This is a genomic window from Allosphingosinicella sp., from assembly GCF_036570505.1.
In the GTDB taxonomy this organism is placed as follows: domain Bacteria; phylum Pseudomonadota; class Alphaproteobacteria; order Sphingomonadales; family Sphingomonadaceae; genus Allosphingosinicella.
In genome coordinates this window covers 44975-61445 of sequence record NZ_DATCYB010000083.1, presented here as the reverse complement: position 1 = coordinate 61445, position 16471 = coordinate 44975, and the positions used below count along the sequence as shown (strand labels likewise).

Here is a 16471-nt window from a genome sequence, read left to right as displayed (position 1 = left end):
CGAAGCTTTCGATGCGGACCGTCCTGCCCTTCCGCGCCGCTGCCTTGCCGATCTTCACCAGCTCCGCGCGCGCGGAGTCGGTAAGGCGCGCCTCGCCGCTCGCGAACAACGATGTCCCCGCCCAGTCGAAGACCTCGTCCGCGACGGCCGCCTCGCTGTCCAGAGCCGCTCGGGCGCGCTCGGCTACGTCCCGCACGTCCGCCCGCCCGGCATAAAGCAGGACGAAGAAGCCGAGCAGCAGCAGCGCCAGGTCGGCGAAGCTCACCGCCCATCGCGAAACCGGTGTTGGCGTCATCCGGCCGCTCGCGCGCGGCGTAGCAGCCACCCACTAGTGGTGGCGGGCGCCTCCTCCCGGGCGAGCGCTTCGAGGCGGGCGAGCGCGGCCACCTGCCAGCGCCGCTCGGCGATCGACAGCCGCTCCAGCCGCCCCGCGATCGGCGTCGCGATGACGGCGGAGACGAACAGCCCATAGAGGGTCGTGAGAAGCGCCAGTGCCATGGCCGGGCCGATCGTCGCCGGATCGTCCATCGCGATGAACATGCCGACGAGGCCGACGACCGTGCCGATCATGCCCATGGCGGGGGCGCTGTCGGACGCGGCACGCCAGAAGGAGACGGCGCTTTCGTGCCGTGCGGCCCGCTCCTCCAGTTCCTTCTTCGCCCAGGCGGCGAACCAGTCCGCCGTGGGCGCGTCGGCGAGATGGATGGCGGCGCGGCGCATGAAGGTGCTGTTGGTCTTCACATGGTCGGCGCAGGCGATGCCCTTGAATTCGACGATCCTCTCGATCGCGCGGACGGCGCGCTGCGCGGTCAGGGCCTCGGCGGCCGGCCGCGCCCGGAAGAGAGGCTTGAGAGCCGCCACGGCGCGGGCCACTTCCTGCTTGGTGCCGCGCATCGCCGCCGTCGCCACCGTCCCTCCCAGGACCAGCGCCAGCGCCGTCGGATCCAGCAGGCGCGCGGCCAGCTCGAGCATAAACCTACTCTCCCCACCTCGCCGTCTCGAACGGCAAGATTTTGCCGCCCGCCGGCAAGGATTTGCCGCCGCTCGGCCCAGGCCCATGAAAAGCACGGCCTTTTGCATAGCCGCGCCGAATTGGCACGGCCATTGCAGCAAGTCGGCCCGACAGGCCTGTCCGTCAGGATAACGACAGGTCGAGGAAGGACTTTAGGGGGTAGCAAGAAATGGCCGACGGCAACGGCATCTTCGGCATCCATGGAGCCGCGCTGGCGCTGCGCTCGCAGCGCCTGGAGATGCTGGCGTCCAACATCGCCAATGCCGCGACGCCCAATTACAAGGCGCGCGACATAGATTTCGGCAAGGCGCTCGAACTGGCGACCAACGGCCGCACGGCCAAGGACGCGGTCGACGCCGCCATCGCCTATCGCGTGCCCGTCACGCCCTCGCTCGACGGCAACACGGTGGAGCTTTCCACCGAACAGACCCTCTTCGCGGAAAATGCGGTCCAGTACCGCACGACTCTCTCCTTCCTGGAAGGTCGCATCAACACCCTCAAGCGCGCGCTGAAGGGAGAATAAGAGATGGAAAAGCCCTTCTCGGTCTTCGACATCGCCGGCCGGGCCATGTCCGCCCAGCTGGTGCGCCTCAACACTACGGCCTCGAACCTCGCCAATGCCGGCTCCGTCTCGGGCAGCAAGGAAGATGCCTTCCGTGCCTTGAAGCCGGTGTTCCGCACCGTCACCAATAGCGAGGGCGTCGCCACCGTCGCCGTCGACCGCGTTGTCGAGGCCGGCAAGGACCCCGAGATGCGCCACGCGCCCGATCATCCGCTGGCCGACGAGAACGGCAATGTCTGGGCCGCCGGCGTCGATACCGCCGCCGAGCTGGTCGAGATGGTCGAGACCGCCCGCCAGTATCAGAACAATGTGCAGGTCCTCCAGACCGCCAAGACCCTTACCCTCGACACCTTGAGGCTCGGCCAATGACAACGATCACCGACAATACGGTCACGCTGATGGGCGTGCCCACGACGTCCAAGCCGGTCGGCTCGATGGACCAGAACGACTTCCTGCGGCTGATGACCAAGCAGCTCACCACCCAGGACCCGTTCAACCCGATGGACAACACCCAAATGGTCGCCCAGATGGCGCAGTTCAGCCAGGTCGCCGGCATCGCCGAGATGAACGCGAGCCTGAAGGCGCTGGTCGAAAACATGGCCTCGCCCGGCCGTCTGAATGACGCCGCCAGCTGGATAGGCCGGTCCGTCCTCGTCGCCTCCGACGTCGCCGTTCCCGGCAAGGACGGCGGCTATGCGGGCGAGATCGCGCTGCCCGAAGGCGCCGACGACGTCATCATCTCCTATGTCGACGCGACCGGCGCGGTCGTCCATTCCGAACAGCTTGGCGCGCAGAGCGCCGGCACGGTGCCCTTCGCCTGGAACGGCAAGGACGCCGCCGGCGAGGCCGCCGCCACCGGCCCGCTCAAAATCGTCGTCAACGCCACGGTCAAGGGCGAGGCGGCGACGCCTGTCCTCGCCACCTGGGCCACCGTCACCGGCATCCAGTCGCCGGCCAATGGCGGCGCCACCCAGCTTCTCACCGCCCTTGGGGCGCTCGCGCCCGAAGAAGCCATCCGTCTCGCCTAACGCATTCACTTTCTGAGGGAGCTACCCCAATGTCCTTCTACACCTCGCTTTCCGGCCTCAAGGGCGCCCAGACGGAGCTTGGCACCGTCGCCAACAATATCGCCAATGTCGGCTCCTACGGCTTCAAGAAGAGCCGGACAGAATTCGGCGACATCATCTCGTCGTCGCGCACAACGCCGGGCAACGGCACGCGCCTCAAGAATATCGAGCAGCAGTTCAACCAGGGCGGCTTCGAGGCGACCTCGCGCGAGCTCGACCTCGCCATCGCCGGCTCGGGCTTCTTCATCACCCGCGACGAGCTGACCGGCGGCAACACCGCCTTCACGCGCAACGGCAAGTTCAAGACCGACGCCGACGGCTTCCTGGTCGATTCCAACGGCGGCTACGTCCAGGGCCTACCGGTCGATGCGGATGGCAACGTCACCGCGACGGGCCTATCCGCCGCGACCAACATCCAGATTCCGCAGACGTCGGGTGTGCCGAACGCGACGACCCTTATCGACCTCACCGTCTCGCTGCCGGCGAACGCGGACCTTCCCGCCGATCGTCCCGTCTACACGGCCGCCAACCCCTACACCTTCGATCGTCTGGATCCGAACAGTTACAATCATTCGACCCAAACGACCGTCTATGACAGCGCCGGCAACCCGATCTCGGCGACCGTCTATTACACGCGCACCGGCGACGCGACGCCCAGTACCTGGGAAGCCCGCCTGTTCGTCGGCGCCGAGGAAGCGACGCCCGGCCCGGTCGCGATGCAGTTCGACGCCGCCGGCAACCGCACCGCGCCCGCCGGCCCGGTCACCTTCGACCCGGTCTATCCGGCCGGCGCCTCGGCGCCGTTGAACCTGACGCTCGACCTCGGCGCCACCGACCAGGCGGCAGGACCCTTCACCCAGCGCACGCTCAACCAGGACGGCTTCGCGGCCGGCACCCTGAGCGACGTCACGATCAACGACGAAGGCCTCGTCACGGCGACCTTCTCGAACGGCGAGACCAGTGCCGTCGGCAAGCTCGCCATGGCCAACTTTACCAATCCCGAGGGCCTCAAGCAGCTTGGCGATGCCCGCTGGTCGGTCACCGGCCAGAGCGGCGATCCCACGGTCGGCGGTGCCGGCGAGGACGGCATCGGCCGCATCCAGGCCGGCGCTCTGGAACGCGCCAATGTCGATATCACCGAGGAGCTGGTCGCGCTCATTTCCGCGCAGCGCAACTTCCAGGCCAACGCCAAGGCCATCGAGACGGGCAATCAGATGACCCAGGCGATCATGAACCTCCGGAGCTGATGGGTAGCTAGATCATGGACAGGCTCGTCTACACTTCGCTGTCGGCCCTGCGCGGCGCCATGGCCCGCCAGGCGTCGACGGCGAACAACCTCGCCAACGCGAACACGGTCGGCTTTCGCGCCGAGATCGCGAACCAGCGCCCGCTGTGGATCGAGGGTCAGGGTTTCGACGCCCGCGCCCTCGCCTCGGAAGAGGTGCTGGCCGCGGACATGAGCGAAGGCACTGTGAGCGAGACCGGCCGCGCCCTCGACATCGCGATGGAGGGCGACGCCCTGCTCGCTGTCCAGGCGGACAATGGCGAGGAAGCCTATACACGGCGCGGCGACCTGCAGCTGTCCGACACCGGCCTTCTCACCACCGGCGCGGGCAACCCCGTGCTGGGCGAGCAGGGTCCGGTCACCTTGCCGCCCGCCGATTCCGTCAAGATCGACAAGGACGGCTCGATCTGGATCGTGCCGACCGGCGGCGATCCCAACCTGCCGCAGCAGGTCGGGCGGCTGAAGCTCGCTTCGCCCGTCGGCTCCAATGTCGCCAAGGGCCTCGACGGCCTGTTCCGCGTTGTCGGCGGCGGCGCATTGCCATCCGATCCGCTGGCCCGCGTCAATTCCGGCAGCCTCGAAGGTTCCAATGTCAATCCGACCAAGGCGCTCGTCGATATGATCGAAGCGAGCCGCGCCTGGGACCAGCAATTGAAGCTCATCACCACCACGCGCGAGCTCGACAGCGCCACCGCCGACCTCATGCGCCTGCCCAGCTGATCATTGCTTAGGAGTCCAAGATGACAAATGCCGCCCTCCATGTCGCCCGCACCGGCCTCGACGCCCAGTCGGCCCGGATGCGCGTCATCGCCAACAATCTGGCGAACGTGAACACGACGGGGTTCAAGCGCGACCGCGCGAACTTCGAGACGCTCGCCTATCAGATCATGACCGCGCCCGGCGCTCCAGCCTCGGCCGAGAACCGCTATGCGACCGGCCTGTCGCTGGGCTCCGGCGTCGAGATGACCGGCACCGCCCGCGTCAACAGCCAGGGCGCGCTCGCCACCACCGACAATCCGCTCGACCTCGCCATCGAGGGTGACGGCTTCTTCCAGGTGACCTTGCCCGACGGCACGATCGGCTACACCCGCGCCGGCAGCTTCAACCTGTCGGCCGAGGGCCAGATCGTGACCTCTGACGGCATGCCGTTGCAGCCCGCGATCCAGGTGCCGGAAGGCGCCCAGTCGATCACCATTGGCGCCGACGGCACCGTCTCCGCCCAGCTCGCCGGCCAGACCGAGCCGACAGAACTGGGCCAGATCGAGCTCGCCCGCTTCATCAACCCCGCCGGCCTCTCCGCCAAGGGCGGTAACATCCTGATCGAGACCGCCGCCAGCGGCGCGCCGCAGGTCGGCCCCGCCGCGCTCGATGGCCGCGGCTCGATCCGCCAGGGGATGCTGGAGGGTTCGAACGTCAATGTGGTGCAGGAGCTGGTAGATATGATCGAAACCCAGCGCGCCTACGAGGTTAACTCCAAGATGATCGCCGCCACCGACGAGATGCTCCGCAATGCCAACCAGCAGCTTTAAGATCGCCGGCCTCGCGCCGCTCCTCGCGCTTTCCGCCTGCATCGGCGGAGGGCATGGCGGCCTGTCGCCCGAATTCGCGGCGAGCTACGCTCCGCCGCCTCAGCCGGTGCCCTATTCGAACGGCGCGATCTTCCAGGCGTCGCACGGCTATGCGCCGCTCACCAGCGGCGCCCGTGCCGCCTCGGTCGGCGACATCCTCACCATCGCGCTGGTCGAGCGGACCGTGGCCAGCAAGTCGAACAGCGCCAGCACCGACCGTTCGGGCGAGTTCGGCATCACGCCGCCCTCGACCGGCCCCCTCTCCTTGTTCGATCCGACAGAGATCGCCACGAGCGGCGACCTGGCGTTCAACGGCGAAGGCGAAGCCGCGCAGTCCAACCGCCTGAACGGCGAAATCAGCGTGACGGTTGCCGAGGTCTACCCCAACGGCACGATGCTGGTGAAGGGCCAGAAGCTTGTCAACATCAACCGCGGCGACGAATTTATCCAGATCTCCGGTCTGGTCCGCTCCGCAGACATCGGTCCCGACAATCGCGTGCCCTCGACCCGCGTCGCCGACGCCCGCATCAGCTACTCCGGCAAGGGCGAGATCGCCGTCGCCAGCCGCCAAGGCTGGCTTCAGCGTTTCTTTACCGCTCTCAGCCCCTTCTAGGACGATGAGCATGCTCAAGCACCTGGCCACCGCCCTCGCCGCCCTCATGCTCTTCGCCGTGCCCGCCCAGGCGGCGCGTGTGAAGGATCTAGGCACCTTCCAGGGACTGCGCGCGAACCAGCTCACTGGCTACGGCATCGTCGTCGGCCTGGCGGGCACGGGCGACGACAGCCTCGATTATGCGACGCTCGCCATGAAGGGTGTCGCCTCGCGCTTCGGCCTCACGCTTCCGCCCGGGGTCAACCCGGCGCTGAAGAACGCCGCGGCGGTCATGATCACCGCCGAACTTCCCGCCTTCGCCAAGCCGGGCCAGACGATCGACATCACCGTCTCGGCGCTGGGCAAGGCCAAGTCGCTACGCGGCGGCACGCTCGTCATGGCGCCGCTCCGGGGCGCCGACGGCGAAATCTACGCCATGGCCCAGGGCAGCCTCGTCGTGGGCGGCCTCGGGGTCGACGCCGCGGACGGTTCCAAGGTTTCCGTCAATATCCCGTCGGCCGGCCGCATCCCGAACGGCGCGACGGTCGAACGCGCGGTCGACGCGGGCTTCGCCAACTCGCCCGAGCTTCGCTTCAATCTCGCCGAGGCCGATCTCACCACCGCCCAGCGCGTCGCCGACGCGATCAACGGCGACCTCGGCCAGATCGCCAGCGCGACCGATGCCGTCACCATCAGCATCGCCGCCCCCGTGGGCGCCGAGACGCGCTCCGCTCTGATGAGCCGGATCGAGAATCTCCTTGTCGATCCCGCCGAGGCGGCCGCGCGCGTGGTCGTCAACGCGCGCACCGGCACCGTCGTCATCAACGGCGCCGTCCGCATCAGCCCGGCCGCCGTCAGCCACGGCAAGCTCACCGTTTCGGTCGAGGAAAATCCGCTGGTCGTCCAGCCCGAACCCTTCTCGCGCGGCCGCACCGCCGTCGAGGAGGACAGCAATATCGAAGTGATCGAGCAGGTGGCGCCGATGTACGAATTCGCCGGCGCTTCGCTGTCGGAGATCGTCAAGGCCGTAAACGCCCTGGGCGCCGCCCCGTCCGACCTCGTCGCTATCCTCGAGGCACTGAAGCAGGCCGGCGCGCTCAAGGCCGAACTGGTGATATTGTGATGATAAACAACTCTTCACCCACGTCCGTTCGTCCCGAGCACAGTCGAGGGGCGCTGGCACAGACTGATAACATGCGCCCCTCGACTTCGCTCGGGACGAACGAGACTGGAACGACCGCCAAGCGCGAGGAGCTGAAGAAGGCCGCCGAGGCCTTCGAGGCCATCTTCATGCGCCAGATGATCGGGTCGATGCGGCAGGCGGGCCTCGCCGAGGATGTCTTCGGCAGCCGGGCGACCGAGCAGTTCCGCGACATGCAGGACGCAAAGCTCGCCGAGTCCATGGCCAAGACCGGTTCGTTCGGCATCGCCGAGATGCTGCTCGCCCAGTTCGGCGGCACGGAGGGTAAAAAATGAGCGATCTCCTCACCATCGGATCGTCGGGCGTTTCGGCTTACCGGAGCGCCCTTGCCGCTATCGGCGAGAATGTCGCCAACGCCGAGACGCCGGGCTATGCCCGCCGCCAGGTCAGACTCACCCAATCAACCAACGCCGGCTCGGAAAGCCCGATCTACCGCGAGGCATTGCTCTTTTCCGGTGTCGAGGCGAACAGCGTCGAGCGTGCCTGGGACGCGTTCCGCGCCGCCGACGCCCGCTATTCCGCCGCCGCCGCCAGCCGCGCCGAAACGCGCGAGCGGTGGCTGACCGCAGTCGAAACCTCGCTGGCCGACGGTCCGAGCGGGGTCGGATCGCTTCTCGGCGGCTTCTTCAACGAAGCCGTATCGCTGGCAGCGACGCCGGACGAACGGCTCGGCCGCTCGGCCATGCTGATGGCGCTGGAGCAGGCGGCGGGCGCCATCCGCACCACCGCGGAATCGCTCGCCCGCGTCTCCGAAGGCATCACCAAGTCGGCCTATCTCGACGTCGAGGCGCTCAACGACGACCTGGAGGCGCTGACCAAGGTCAACACCGCGCTCCGCCAGGCCTCGACCGGCGGCACCGCCAAGGCCGCGATCGAGGACGAGCGCGACCGGCTGATCGACGCGATCGCCGAACGGATCGACGTCACCGCGGCCATCGCCGACGACGGCACGGCGGCCCTCACCCTCGCCCGCGCGACCGGCGTCGCCCTCATCGATCCGGTCAGCCGCGCGCTGGTCACGCTGACCCCCGCTGCCGACGGACGCCTTTCGCTGGAGCTTCGGGCCAACGGCACGACCGTGCCCCTGCCCGCGACGGGAGGCAGCCTCTCCGCCCTCGTCGACGTCGCCTCGTCCACCGCGGACAAGCGCCGCGAGCTCGACGGCATCGCGGCCGATTTCGCGGCGGACCTCAACGCCTGGTCCGCCCAGGGCATCGACGAGAACGGCAATCCCGGCACCGACCTGCTGGTGATCACGACGGGCGCGCTGTCGCTCCGCGTCCTCACCTCCGACCCGGCGGACATCGCCGCCGCGTCGGCCGACGGTACGCCCAACGGCAACCTGCTCGCCCTCAACGCCCTGCGCGCCGAGGGCGGTGCCGAATCCCGCTGGGCGGCACTGGTCGCGGCCCAGTCACAGGCGCTCGCCGCCGCCCGTTCGGAAACCGCCGCCGCGTCGACCCGCCGCGACAACAGCTTCGCTTCCCGCGACGAGATCACCGGCATCGACCTCGACCATGAAGCGGCCGAGCTGCTTCGCTTCCAGCAGGCCTATAACGGTGCGGCCAAGATCATCCAGATCGCCCGCGAGACGATGCAGGCCATCTTCGACATCCTGTAAGGAACCCAATCCCATGATCAGCGGCACCCGCTACCGCCTTACCGCCGAAATCAACCGCCAGTCCGACCTTGCCCGCGAGATCGCCCGCGCGCAGATGGAGATTTCGACGCAGAAGCGGATACTCAACCCGTCCGATGACCCGATCGGCGCGGCCCGCGTCGCGGAGATCGACCGCACCCAGGCGAACGAGGAGGCCTGGCGGCGCAATGTCGAGACCGCCGCGGCGCTGGCGTCGCGCGCCGACACGACCCTGGCGTCGGTCGAGGCCGTGATGGTCCGCGCCAAGGAGCTGATGGTCGCCGCCTCGTCGGACACGATGTCGGACCAGAACCGCGCCACGATCGCGGCCGAGCTGGCCGGCATCGCGGAGGACATAGCGACCCTGATCGACACCCGCGATTCGCGCGGAGCCCTGCTGTTCAGTCCAGGCGACGCCCTTGAAATTCCCGTCAATGCTGGTCTGCGGGTCGCGCCCGTGGCGAGCCGGGCGGATATTTTCGAAGGTATCGACACGCCCGGCGGGCCGATGGACCTCGTGGCTATCGTCGCCAACGCCGCCGCCGCGGTGACCGAGCCCGATCCTGGCCTTCGGGAAGCGGCGATGAGGGCCTCGCTCGAGGCGGTCAATGCCGGCACCGCGCACATCACCGCCGAGCGCGGCGAACAGGGCGTCCGCGGCGCCCGCGTCGACAACATCAAGGAGCGGCTCACCGAATCCGAGCTTCAGCTCAACGAGGTCCGCACCGACATAGAGGGGGCCGATCTCGTCAAGGTCATCGCCAGTCTCGAGGCCAAGAAGCTGTCGCTGGAGGCCGCCCAGGCCGTCTTCGCCCGCGTCAACCAGAATACGTTGTTCGACCTGCTGCGCTAGGGCGCGATCCACGCAGGCCATTCCGTTCCCCGGCGAAAGCCGGGGAACAGGGGATCGCTTCCAGCTTCCCTAATTTTCCGTTCACCATAAAGACTCCTCGCCGCCGCCGTTAATCACATCGGAACGCGAGTCTCTTATCGTTCCAGCGTGCAAGGCGGGGATTGAGTTATGTTTCCAGCGATCGGCGTGATCGTCGTTCTCGTCATGGTGTTCGGGGGCTTCCTCATCACCGGGGGAGACCTCGGCGCCGTCATGCACGCCTTGCCGCACGAGATGCTGATCATCGGCGGCGCCGCCACCGGCGCCATCATCGCCGGCAATTCCATGAAGGAGCTGAAGCAGCTCGGCGGCGGCATCGCCAAGATCTTCAAGGGCCCCCGCTACAACAAGCAGGATTTCCTCGACACCATCTTCCTCGTCTCCAAGCTGATGAAGATGCTGCGCACCGACGGCCCCGTCGCCGTCGAGCCGCATATCGAGGACCCGAAGACGAGCTCCATCTTTGCCGAATATCCCAAGCTCCTGAAGGACGACACGCTGATCCACCTCATCGCGGACACCTTGCGGCTGGTGGTCGTCTCTTCAGGGACCCTCGATCCGCACGCGGTCGAGGAGGTGATGGACAACAGCCTCAAGACCCATCACCACGATTCCATCCGTCCCGCCGACACCCTGCAGACCCTCGCCGACGCCCTCCCCGCGCTCGGCATCGTCGCGGCCGTGCTGGGCGTGGTGAAGACCATGGGCTCGATCGACCAGCCGCCCGCCATCCTCGGCGCCATGATCGGCTCGGCGCTGGTCGGCACGTTCCTCGGCGTGCTACTGTCCTATGGCATCGTCGGCCCATTCGCGAGCCGCGCCCGCCAGGTGATCGAGAGCGACGCCGCCATCTATCATGTGGTGAAGCAGATCATCGTCGCCTCGCTCCACGGCCACCCGCTGCCGCTGGTGATCGAGGCCGCGCGTTCCAGCATCACTCACACCAACCAGCCGGCCTTCGCCGACGTGTTCGACGGCATGCGGGGCCGCTGAGCGATGGCGACGGCTGCGAACAAACGCGGCAAGAACGAGCCCGAGCCGCGCCCGATCATCGTCAAGAAGATCGTCGAGGAAGGCCATGGCGGTCATCACGGCGGCGCCTGGAAGGTCGCCTATGCCGATTTCGTGACGGCGATGATGGCCTTTTTCCTGCTGCTCTGGATCCTGGGCGCGACCGACGAGGCCAAGCGCAAGGGCCTCGCCGACTATTTCACGCCGACCCTGGTCGAGCTCAGGGACAACAGCGCCGGGTCGAACGGCCTCCTCGGAGGCGCGTCCATCATCGCGGCGGAGAATTATCCCCACAAGCCGACCCAGACCGGCACCAAGGCCATCGTCATCCCGGAATCGACCGTCGGCGGCACTCAGCAGAGCGCCGCCAGCCGCTCCGAGGACCGGCGCCGCTTCGAGCAGCTCAAGAAGACGCTCGAGGATCGGATGGAACGCACGCCCGAGCTTCGCAACCTGAAGCCCCATGTCCGCTTCACCGAGACCAAGGAGGGGCTGCGCATCGACCTCGTCGAGGAAGCCGATTTCTCGATGTTCGCCTTGGGCACCGACCGGCTACTCCCGGCCGCCGCGCGCCTGATCGGCACGGTCGCCGAGGTTATCGAGGGCGTCCCCAACGAGATCATGGTCCGCGGCCATACTGATTCCCTGCCCTATGCCGCCGGCCGCGTGATGAACAACTGGATGCTGTCGACGGCCCGGGCCGAAGCCACCCGCGCCCAGCTCGGCGCCGCCGGCGTCGCCCCGGAACGCTTCGCCCGCATCGAAGGCGTGGCGGATAGGGAACCCTATGTGCCGGCGGACCGCTACGATCCGAGGAACAGGCGGATATCGATCACGCTGGCGTGGCGGGATGGAGCGGGGCCGAGCTCACCTGGAACTCAGCAAGGCGTTACTTCCTCTAAGAGGCCTTAAGTTTCAAAATGGGTGGCAAGTGGACCTTCGGTCCGGCCTCTTTACACGAACAACCGCCGCGCATTTCTCAACCGTTCGATACCAGCCTCCAGCGTCTCCGCGCGCTTGGCGAAGCAGAGGCGGATGACGTTGCGGGCCGGCTCTTCGGCATAGAGGGCGGAGACGGGGATGGCGGCGACGCCGGCTTCGCGGACGGCGCGTTCGCAGAAGGTGACGTCATCTAGGGGGATGCCTGAGGCGGCGAGGTCGATGGAGAGGAAGTAGGTGCCCTCGGCCGGGAGCACGGCGAAGCCCGCGTCCGCGAGGCCCCCCGCCAGATGGTCGCGCGAACGGGCGAAGTCGGTGCGCATGGCTTCAAAATAGGCGTCTTCCTTGCCGAGGCCGTAGGCGACCGCGGCCTGGAGGTTGGGCGCGGTGGTGAAGGTGAGGAACTGATGGGCGTCGGCGATCGCCTCCGACAGCGGCGGCGGCGCGATCGTCCAGCCGACCTTCCAGCCCGTGAGCGAGAATATCTTGCCCGCCGAGCCGATCTTCACCGTGCGCTCCGCCATGCCCGGCAGCGACGACAGCGGGATGTGCCGGCGGCCGTCGAACAGCACATGCTCCCAGACTTCGTCGCTGATCGCGACGACGTCGCGGCGAACGCAGGCCTCGGCGAGCAGGCCCAGCTCCTCCGCATCGAACGCCCGCGCCGTCGGATTGTGCGGATTGTTGAAGACCACCGCCCGCGTCCGCTCGGTGAAGCCTTCGTCGATCACCTCCGCCGTCAGCCGCCAGTCCGGTGGCGACAGCCGCGCCAGCCTCGCCACGCCGCCCGCGCGCTGCACCAGCGGCAGATAGGCGTCGTAGAGCGGCTGGAAGAGCAGCACCTCGTCGCCGAGCTTCACCAGCGCCAGGATCGAAGCCGCCAGCGCCTCGGTCGCGCCCGAGGTCACGGTCACCGCGTCCGGCGCCACAGCCAGCCCCTGATGCCGCCCATAATGCTCCGCCACCGCTTCCCGCAGCACCGGCAGCCCGCGCATCGGCGGATATTGATTTGACCCGGTCCGCAAGGCCTCCGCCGCCTTCTCGACGACATCCTCGGGCCAGCCGAAATCGGGAAAGCCCTGCCCCAGGTTCACCGCGCCATGTTCCCGCGCGAGGCCGGAAATACGTTCGAAAATGCTGGTGCGCCGCTCGGCGAGTTTCGATGTCATGGCTCCCCCTTAGCATCGCGGCGCTTCCGTGGGGAACCGTCTGGCGAATGTTCCCTTGTCGGCCTATGGTCCGGGATAGAGTCGGGGGCGGCATGGCGACCGATCGAACGATATCCCGGGCGAGCTTGATCCGATGGCTCTTCCCCTTCGTGCTGGCGGCACTGGCGCTGCTAGCCCTCGAACGGACATTCGGCCCCGGCGCCCCGAACGTGCCCCGCGCCCCGGCGCCTCCGCCGATCTTCGTCGGGGGGCCGAAAAGCTACGAAGAAGCCCTGTCGCGAATCGATGCTTCCCTCGCCGGTGCCCGTCAGCGCGCCGAGGAGCGGAGCGGCGAATGGCTCATGCACGCGGTTCTCGCACGGCGCTATCTCGCGCGGGCCCGTCTCACCGGATCGTTCGACGATTACGCCGCCGCCGACGCCGCCCTCGCCCGAGCATTCGCGGTCGCGCGGCCCGGCACCGGTCCGCATGCAACGCAGGCGATGCTCGATTTCACGCTCCACCGGCTCGCCGGCGCCGAACGTGCGCTCGACAGCATGGATGCTTACGCCGTCCCGCCTGGACGGATCGAGCGGGCGGAGATGATCGCCATGCGCGGCGACATCGCTTTCTATCGCGGCCGCTATGCCGAGGCACTGGCGGCCTATGCCGAAGCGGACGTGATCGCGCCCGGCTCCGCCGATTTTCGCCGCGCCGTCTATCATTCGATGACCGGCCGTCCCGACCTCGCCGACCGCTATTTCGAGCGGGCCGCGGCCGGTACGCCGTTCCGCACGCCACAGGCGGCGGCGTATATCGAACTTCAACGCGGCATATTGGATCTCGACCGGGGCCATTGGGACGCGGCGCTAATCCGTTTTCGCGCCGCCGATCGCCTCTTCCCCGGCCATTGGCTGATCGAGGAACATATCGCCGAAGTCCTGGCGCTGAAGGGTGACATCGAGACCGCCGAACGGCTCTACCGCGACATAGTCGGCAGCACCGGCCATCCCGAGTTCATGGACGCCCTGGCGGGCCTCGCCCGCGGGCAAGGCGACACCGCCGGCGCCCGGCGATGGAGCCACCGCGCCGCCGGAGAATGGACGCGGCGGCTCCGCCTGCTTCCGGAGGCGGCTTACGGCCATGCCATCGACCATTGCCTCGCCACCGAAAAATGGGACTGCGCTCTCGATCTTGCCCGCCGGAATCACGCCAACCGCTCCTATGGCGAGGCCAAAGTCCTGCTCGCCGAAGCGTTGTTCCGCTCGGGCCGCCTGGCCGAAGCGCGCGAAGCCATCGACCAGGTCCTGGCTTCGCCGTGGCGCACCGCCCGGACTCGCGCCGTGGCGATCCGGATCGAGGAGGCGCCCCTTCCTTAATATGGACATCGATGCTAGGATGGCATCGGTCATGGGGGGAACGCAGGTGGCGTTCGACGTCCGTACAGCCGCGATCGCCATAACGTCGCTCGCCGCCTTCGGTGCGCTGTTCCTTGTCGCTCAGCGAGCGATCGACGCGGCCGACCATTTCGATCCTCCGACGCTGACGGATCCCAAAGTCGATCCGTTGCCCGATGCGGCCGCCGATATCGCCGACGTCTACCTCTTTTATACCGATACCGATCTCGTCCTGGCGCTGACCTTCTCGGGACCGCAGGGGACCGGCCTTCCCGCCACCTACGACCGCGACGTTCTTTATCGGCTCAACGTGTCGAACGACGGCGACCCCAGAACCACTGAATTTCCGATCGAATTCCGCTTCGGCCATGATGGGACAAGCGCCGGCTTTTCGGTCACCGGCCTGCCTAATGGCGTAACCATGGTGGGACCGGTCGAAACCAATCTCGAAAAGGATGGCATTCTCGCCCGCGCCGGCCTGTTCGACGACCCGTTCTTCTTCGATCTCCAGGGCCTGAGTGAAACCCGTCAGACGGGGACCCTATCGTTCGATAACCAGCGCAACTTCTTCGCCAACCAGAATATCACCGGCGTCGTCGTCCAGATTCCAAGGCCGATGATTCAGGACGGAAACCGGCAGATCGACGTCTGGTCGGAAACGGCCCGTTTCGGTGGGCAGCTCGAATGATGTCGCGCCCTTCCACGCTGGCCCTGGTGTTCGCCGGCGCCATCGCCCTCGCCTCCTGCCAGGAGGGGAGCAGCTTCACCTCCGCGCCGACACCGACCCCCACGCCTACACCCACACCACCTCCCACCGGCGCGACCTTCAACGTCGAGCCCTGCCTCACGCAGATGGTGCGTCCCGGCGTCACCGTCGCGATCCTGTTCATTCCCGACACGCTCAAGCTCGACTTTTCCCAGCCGTCTCTCTTCCCGAACGGCCGCGCCCTGCCCGATCCGGTGATCGACTACACGCTGGCGGCGCTGTTCCTCGACTTGACCGTGCATCCGATTACTACCCTGCACAGCATTCCTCTCGGTCCGCCCGCCAACGATCGCCCGTTCCGATCCCAATTTCCGTGGCTGGCTCCTCCGCAGGGCAATCCGCCCCTCGACCAGGGACTGGGCCGGAATTTCGATATCCGAACCGATCCGGCGTCGGCCTATGTAAGGGTGGACCGCATGGGCATGCCCGCCCTGGCAACGGCGCTCATTTCCGGGGCAAACCGCATTCCCTACAACGATGACGATCCGGCCGTGGACTTCACCTTCAAATGGGTGCCGGAGATCCAGGGAAATCTGACCGTGCTGACCAATGCGCTGGCAGACGACTTCGACCGGGCCGGTCTTGCCATCTGCGCGGAACCGGAAGCCTAGGTAGCGGATTCGGCCGGCGCGGCTTCGAGCCGCCACATGATGCTTTGCGCCAGAGGCGTCCAGACGCCGGCGCGAATGCCCGCGGTCCGCAGCGCCTCGCCGGTCCACTCGTTGCAGGTGCGCACGAAATTATAGGCGCGGCGGGATTCGTAGAAGACGTCGGACCAGCCATAGCCGCGCCCGATCAGCGGCATCGACCGGCCCGCCTCGTCGAGCTGGAAGCTCTCCCGGATATAGCGCGCCAGCCGCCGATACTGCTCCGGCGTCACGACCATCCGCCTTGTATATTCGTCTTCCACAGGATCGGTCTCATGGTCGACATGAATCAGGCTCGGCCCGCCGCCTATCGCCGCGGCGAAGGCGGTCTTGAAGGTGAGGTCCGCCCAGGTTGGGGTGGTCAGGTAAAAGTCGCGGTTGCCGAAGCCGAAGGCGAGGTAGGTGCCGGCGAGGCGCGGCTCCTTGATGTGACTGGCCGGGGCGAGCGGCCGCCAGTCCATCTCAGCCGTCACCGTCGGCACCATGATCCAGGTGTGGACGCCGTTGGTGCGGATGAAGAGGGTGACGCCTTCGTCAGGCTCCCGCCAGTCGGCATTGGCGGTCAGCGTCCCTCCGATCGCTACCGCCAGGAAGTAGAGCAGCGGTACGAGCACCAGCGCGCCCAGCCCCTTGAGGAGCGGTCGTCCCACCCGTCGCCATTTCGCCCGCATCGCCATCGGCGCGAGAGTAGAGCCAGTTGTTCCCCGGCGAAAGCCGGGGAACAGGGTTGAGCAAGCGCCCGCTT

20 protein-coding genes are annotated in these 16471 nt (G+C 67.4%); 16 read left to right on the top strand and 4 right to left on the bottom strand.

The genetic code is table 11. The features are described from left to right. Window positions 1-295 (bottom strand): flagellar motor protein MotB (locus VIR62_RS10660; protein ID WP_431871133.1); only part of this gene is annotated, 295 nt, incomplete at its 3' end. Next, complete coding sequence (locus VIR62_RS10655; protein WP_431871131.1) at window positions 292-972, bottom strand: motility protein A; 681 nt, start codon at window positions 970-972, stop codon at window positions 292-294. The genes VIR62_RS10655 and VIR62_RS10660, both read right to left, overlap by 4 nt. Before the next feature lie 209 nt (window positions 973-1181). Here VIR62_RS10655 and flgB point away from each other — a divergent pair, with 209 nt between their 5' ends. From flgB to VIR62_RS10590, 13 genes are all read left to right on the top strand, one after another. Further along, window positions 1182-1535, top strand: coding sequence for a flagellar basal body rod protein FlgB (gene flgB, locus VIR62_RS10650; protein WP_431871129.1), 354 nt, complete (start codon window positions 1182-1184; stop codon window positions 1533-1535). Between the two features lie 3 nt (window positions 1536-1538). Then, the gene (gene flgC / locus VIR62_RS10645; protein ID WP_431871127.1) at window positions 1539-1943 is read left to right on the top strand and encodes a flagellar basal body rod protein FlgC; all 405 of its coding nucleotides are present in this window, start codon (window positions 1539-1541) and stop codon (window positions 1941-1943) included. Beyond that, complete coding sequence (locus tag VIR62_RS10640) at window positions 1940-2602, top strand: flagellar hook assembly protein FlgD (RefSeq protein ID WP_431871125.1); 663 nt, start codon at window positions 1940-1942, stop codon at window positions 2600-2602. The genes flgC and VIR62_RS10640 overlap by 4 nt, the downstream gene beginning before the upstream one ends. Window positions 2603-2631: 29 nt before the next feature. Then, window positions 2632-3888, top strand: coding sequence for a flagellar hook protein FlgE (locus tag VIR62_RS10635; protein ID WP_431871123.1), 1257 nt, complete (start codon window positions 2632-2634; stop codon window positions 3886-3888). A gap of 14 nt (window positions 3889-3902) precedes the next feature. After that, window positions 3903-4646 (top strand): flagellar basal body rod protein FlgF, encoded by a 744-nt coding sequence (locus VIR62_RS10630; RefSeq protein WP_431871121.1) that lies wholly within the window; start codon window positions 3903-3905, stop codon window positions 4644-4646. A gap of 20 nt (window positions 4647-4666) precedes the next feature. Further along, on the top strand, window positions 4667-5455 hold the full coding sequence (gene flgG, locus VIR62_RS10625; protein WP_431871119.1) for a flagellar basal-body rod protein FlgG: 789 nt from the start codon (window positions 4667-4669) through the stop codon (window positions 5453-5455). Continuing rightward, window positions 5436-6107: a flagellar basal body L-ring protein FlgH gene (locus tag VIR62_RS10620; RefSeq protein WP_431871118.1), complete on the top strand. Its 672-nt coding sequence runs from the start codon at window positions 5436-5438 to the stop codon at window positions 6105-6107. The genes flgG and VIR62_RS10620 overlap by 20 nt, the downstream gene beginning before the upstream one ends. Before the next feature lie 10 nt (window positions 6108-6117). Further along, complete coding sequence (locus tag VIR62_RS10615; protein ID WP_431871117.1) at window positions 6118-7209, top strand: flagellar basal body P-ring protein FlgI; 1092 nt, start codon at window positions 6118-6120, stop codon at window positions 7207-7209. Window positions 7210-7280: 71 nt separating this feature from the next. Continuing rightward, window positions 7281-7562: a rod-binding protein gene (locus VIR62_RS10610; RefSeq protein WP_431871115.1), complete on the top strand. Its 282-nt coding sequence runs from the start codon at window positions 7281-7283 to the stop codon at window positions 7560-7562. Next, window positions 7559-8908, top strand: a complete 1350-nt coding sequence (flgK, locus tag VIR62_RS10605) for a flagellar hook-associated protein FlgK (RefSeq protein WP_431871114.1) — start codon at window positions 7559-7561, stop codon at window positions 8906-8908. The genes VIR62_RS10610 and flgK overlap by 4 nt, the downstream gene beginning before the upstream one ends. Window positions 8909-8921: 13 nt before the next feature. Further along, window positions 8922-9779 carry a flagellin gene (locus tag VIR62_RS10600; RefSeq protein WP_431871112.1) on the top strand — a complete coding sequence of 286 codons (858 nt, stop codon included), beginning with the start codon at window positions 8922-8924 and terminating at the stop codon, window positions 9777-9779. Between the two features lie 168 nt (window positions 9780-9947). Beyond that, window positions 9948-10811 carry a flagellar motor stator protein MotA gene (gene motA / locus VIR62_RS10595; protein WP_431871110.1) on the top strand — a complete coding sequence of 288 codons (864 nt, stop codon included), beginning with the start codon at window positions 9948-9950 and terminating at the stop codon, window positions 10809-10811. Window positions 10812-10814: 3 nt separating this feature from the next. After that, window positions 10815-11741 (top strand): flagellar motor protein MotB, encoded by a 927-nt coding sequence (locus VIR62_RS10590; protein WP_431871108.1) that lies wholly within the window; start codon window positions 10815-10817, stop codon window positions 11739-11741. A gap of 41 nt (window positions 11742-11782) precedes the next feature. Here the strand turns inward: VIR62_RS10590 and VIR62_RS10585 are convergent, their stop codons facing one another. After that, entirely contained in the window at window positions 11783-12937 is a 1155-nt protein-coding gene (locus VIR62_RS10585; protein ID WP_431871106.1) for an aminotransferase, read from the bottom strand. 92 nt (window positions 12938-13029) lie between these two features. On the opposite strand from VIR62_RS10585, the gene VIR62_RS10580 reads away from it, so the two are divergent. The 3 genes from VIR62_RS10580 to VIR62_RS10570 are packed head-to-tail and all read left to right on the top strand — an operon-like array spanning window position 13030 to window position 15690. After that, on the top strand, window positions 13030-14295 hold the full coding sequence (locus VIR62_RS10580; protein ID WP_431871105.1) for a tetratricopeptide repeat protein: 1266 nt from the start codon (window positions 13030-13032) through the stop codon (window positions 14293-14295). 19 nt (window positions 14296-14314) lie between these two features. Beyond that, entirely contained in the window at window positions 14315-15001 is a 687-nt protein-coding gene (locus VIR62_RS10575; RefSeq protein WP_431871103.1) for a DUF4331 family protein, read from the top strand. Further along, window positions 14998-15690, top strand: coding sequence for a DUF4331 family protein (locus VIR62_RS10570; RefSeq protein WP_431871102.1), 693 nt, complete (start codon window positions 14998-15000; stop codon window positions 15688-15690). The genes VIR62_RS10575 and VIR62_RS10570 overlap by 4 nt, the downstream gene beginning before the upstream one ends. On the opposite strand, the gene VIR62_RS10565 is transcribed toward VIR62_RS10570, so the two are convergent. Continuing rightward, window positions 15687-16376: a TIGR02117 family protein gene (locus VIR62_RS10565; protein WP_431871100.1), complete on the bottom strand. Its 690-nt coding sequence runs from the start codon at window positions 16374-16376 to the stop codon at window positions 15687-15689. The genes VIR62_RS10570 and VIR62_RS10565 overlap by 4 nt on opposite strands. Window positions 16377-16471: the final 95 nt, after the last annotated feature.

Bases quoted from the DNA above. Each gene is read 5' to 3' on its own strand.
- VIR62_RS10655 (WP_431871131.1), bottom strand. From the start codon at position 972: ATGCTCGAGCTGGCCGCGCGCCTGCTGGATCCGACGGCGCTGGCGCTG.
- flgB (WP_431871129.1), top strand. From the start codon at position 1,182: ATGGCCGACGGCAACGGCATCTTCGGCATCCATGGAGCCGCGCTGGCG.
- flgC (WP_431871127.1), top strand. From the start codon at position 1,539: ATGGAAAAGCCCTTCTCGGTCTTCGACATCGCCGGCCGGGCCATGTCC.
- VIR62_RS10640 (WP_431871125.1), top strand. From the start codon at position 1,940: ATGACAACGATCACCGACAATACGGTCACGCTGATGGGCGTGCCCACG.
- VIR62_RS10635 (WP_431871123.1), top strand. From the start codon at position 2,632: ATGTCCTTCTACACCTCGCTTTCCGGCCTCAAGGGCGCCCAGACGGAG.
- VIR62_RS10630 (WP_431871121.1), top strand. From the start codon at position 3,903: ATGGACAGGCTCGTCTACACTTCGCTGTCGGCCCTGCGCGGCGCCATG.
- flgG (WP_431871119.1), top strand. From the start codon at position 4,667: ATGACAAATGCCGCCCTCCATGTCGCCCGCACCGGCCTCGACGCCCAG.
- VIR62_RS10620 (WP_431871118.1), top strand. From the start codon at position 5,436: ATGCCAACCAGCAGCTTTAAGATCGCCGGCCTCGCGCCGCTCCTCGCG.
- VIR62_RS10615 (WP_431871117.1), top strand. From the start codon at position 6,118: ATGCTCAAGCACCTGGCCACCGCCCTCGCCGCCCTCATGCTCTTCGCC.
- VIR62_RS10610 (WP_431871115.1), top strand. From the start codon at position 7,281: ATGCGCCCCTCGACTTCGCTCGGGACGAACGAGACTGGAACGACCGCC.
- flgK (WP_431871114.1), top strand. From the start codon at position 7,559: ATGAGCGATCTCCTCACCATCGGATCGTCGGGCGTTTCGGCTTACCGG.
- VIR62_RS10600 (WP_431871112.1), top strand. From the start codon at position 8,922: ATGATCAGCGGCACCCGCTACCGCCTTACCGCCGAAATCAACCGCCAG.
- motA (WP_431871110.1), top strand. From the start codon at position 9,948: ATGTTTCCAGCGATCGGCGTGATCGTCGTTCTCGTCATGGTGTTCGGG.
- VIR62_RS10590 (WP_431871108.1), top strand. From the start codon at position 10,815: ATGGCGACGGCTGCGAACAAACGCGGCAAGAACGAGCCCGAGCCGCGC.
- VIR62_RS10585 (WP_431871106.1), bottom strand. From the start codon at position 12,937: ATGACATCGAAACTCGCCGAGCGGCGCACCAGCATTTTCGAACGTATT.
- VIR62_RS10580 (WP_431871105.1), top strand. From the start codon at position 13,030: ATGGCGACCGATCGAACGATATCCCGGGCGAGCTTGATCCGATGGCTC.
- VIR62_RS10575 (WP_431871103.1), top strand. From the start codon at position 14,315: ATGGCATCGGTCATGGGGGGAACGCAGGTGGCGTTCGACGTCCGTACA.
- VIR62_RS10570 (WP_431871102.1), top strand. From the start codon at position 14,998: ATGATGTCGCGCCCTTCCACGCTGGCCCTGGTGTTCGCCGGCGCCATC.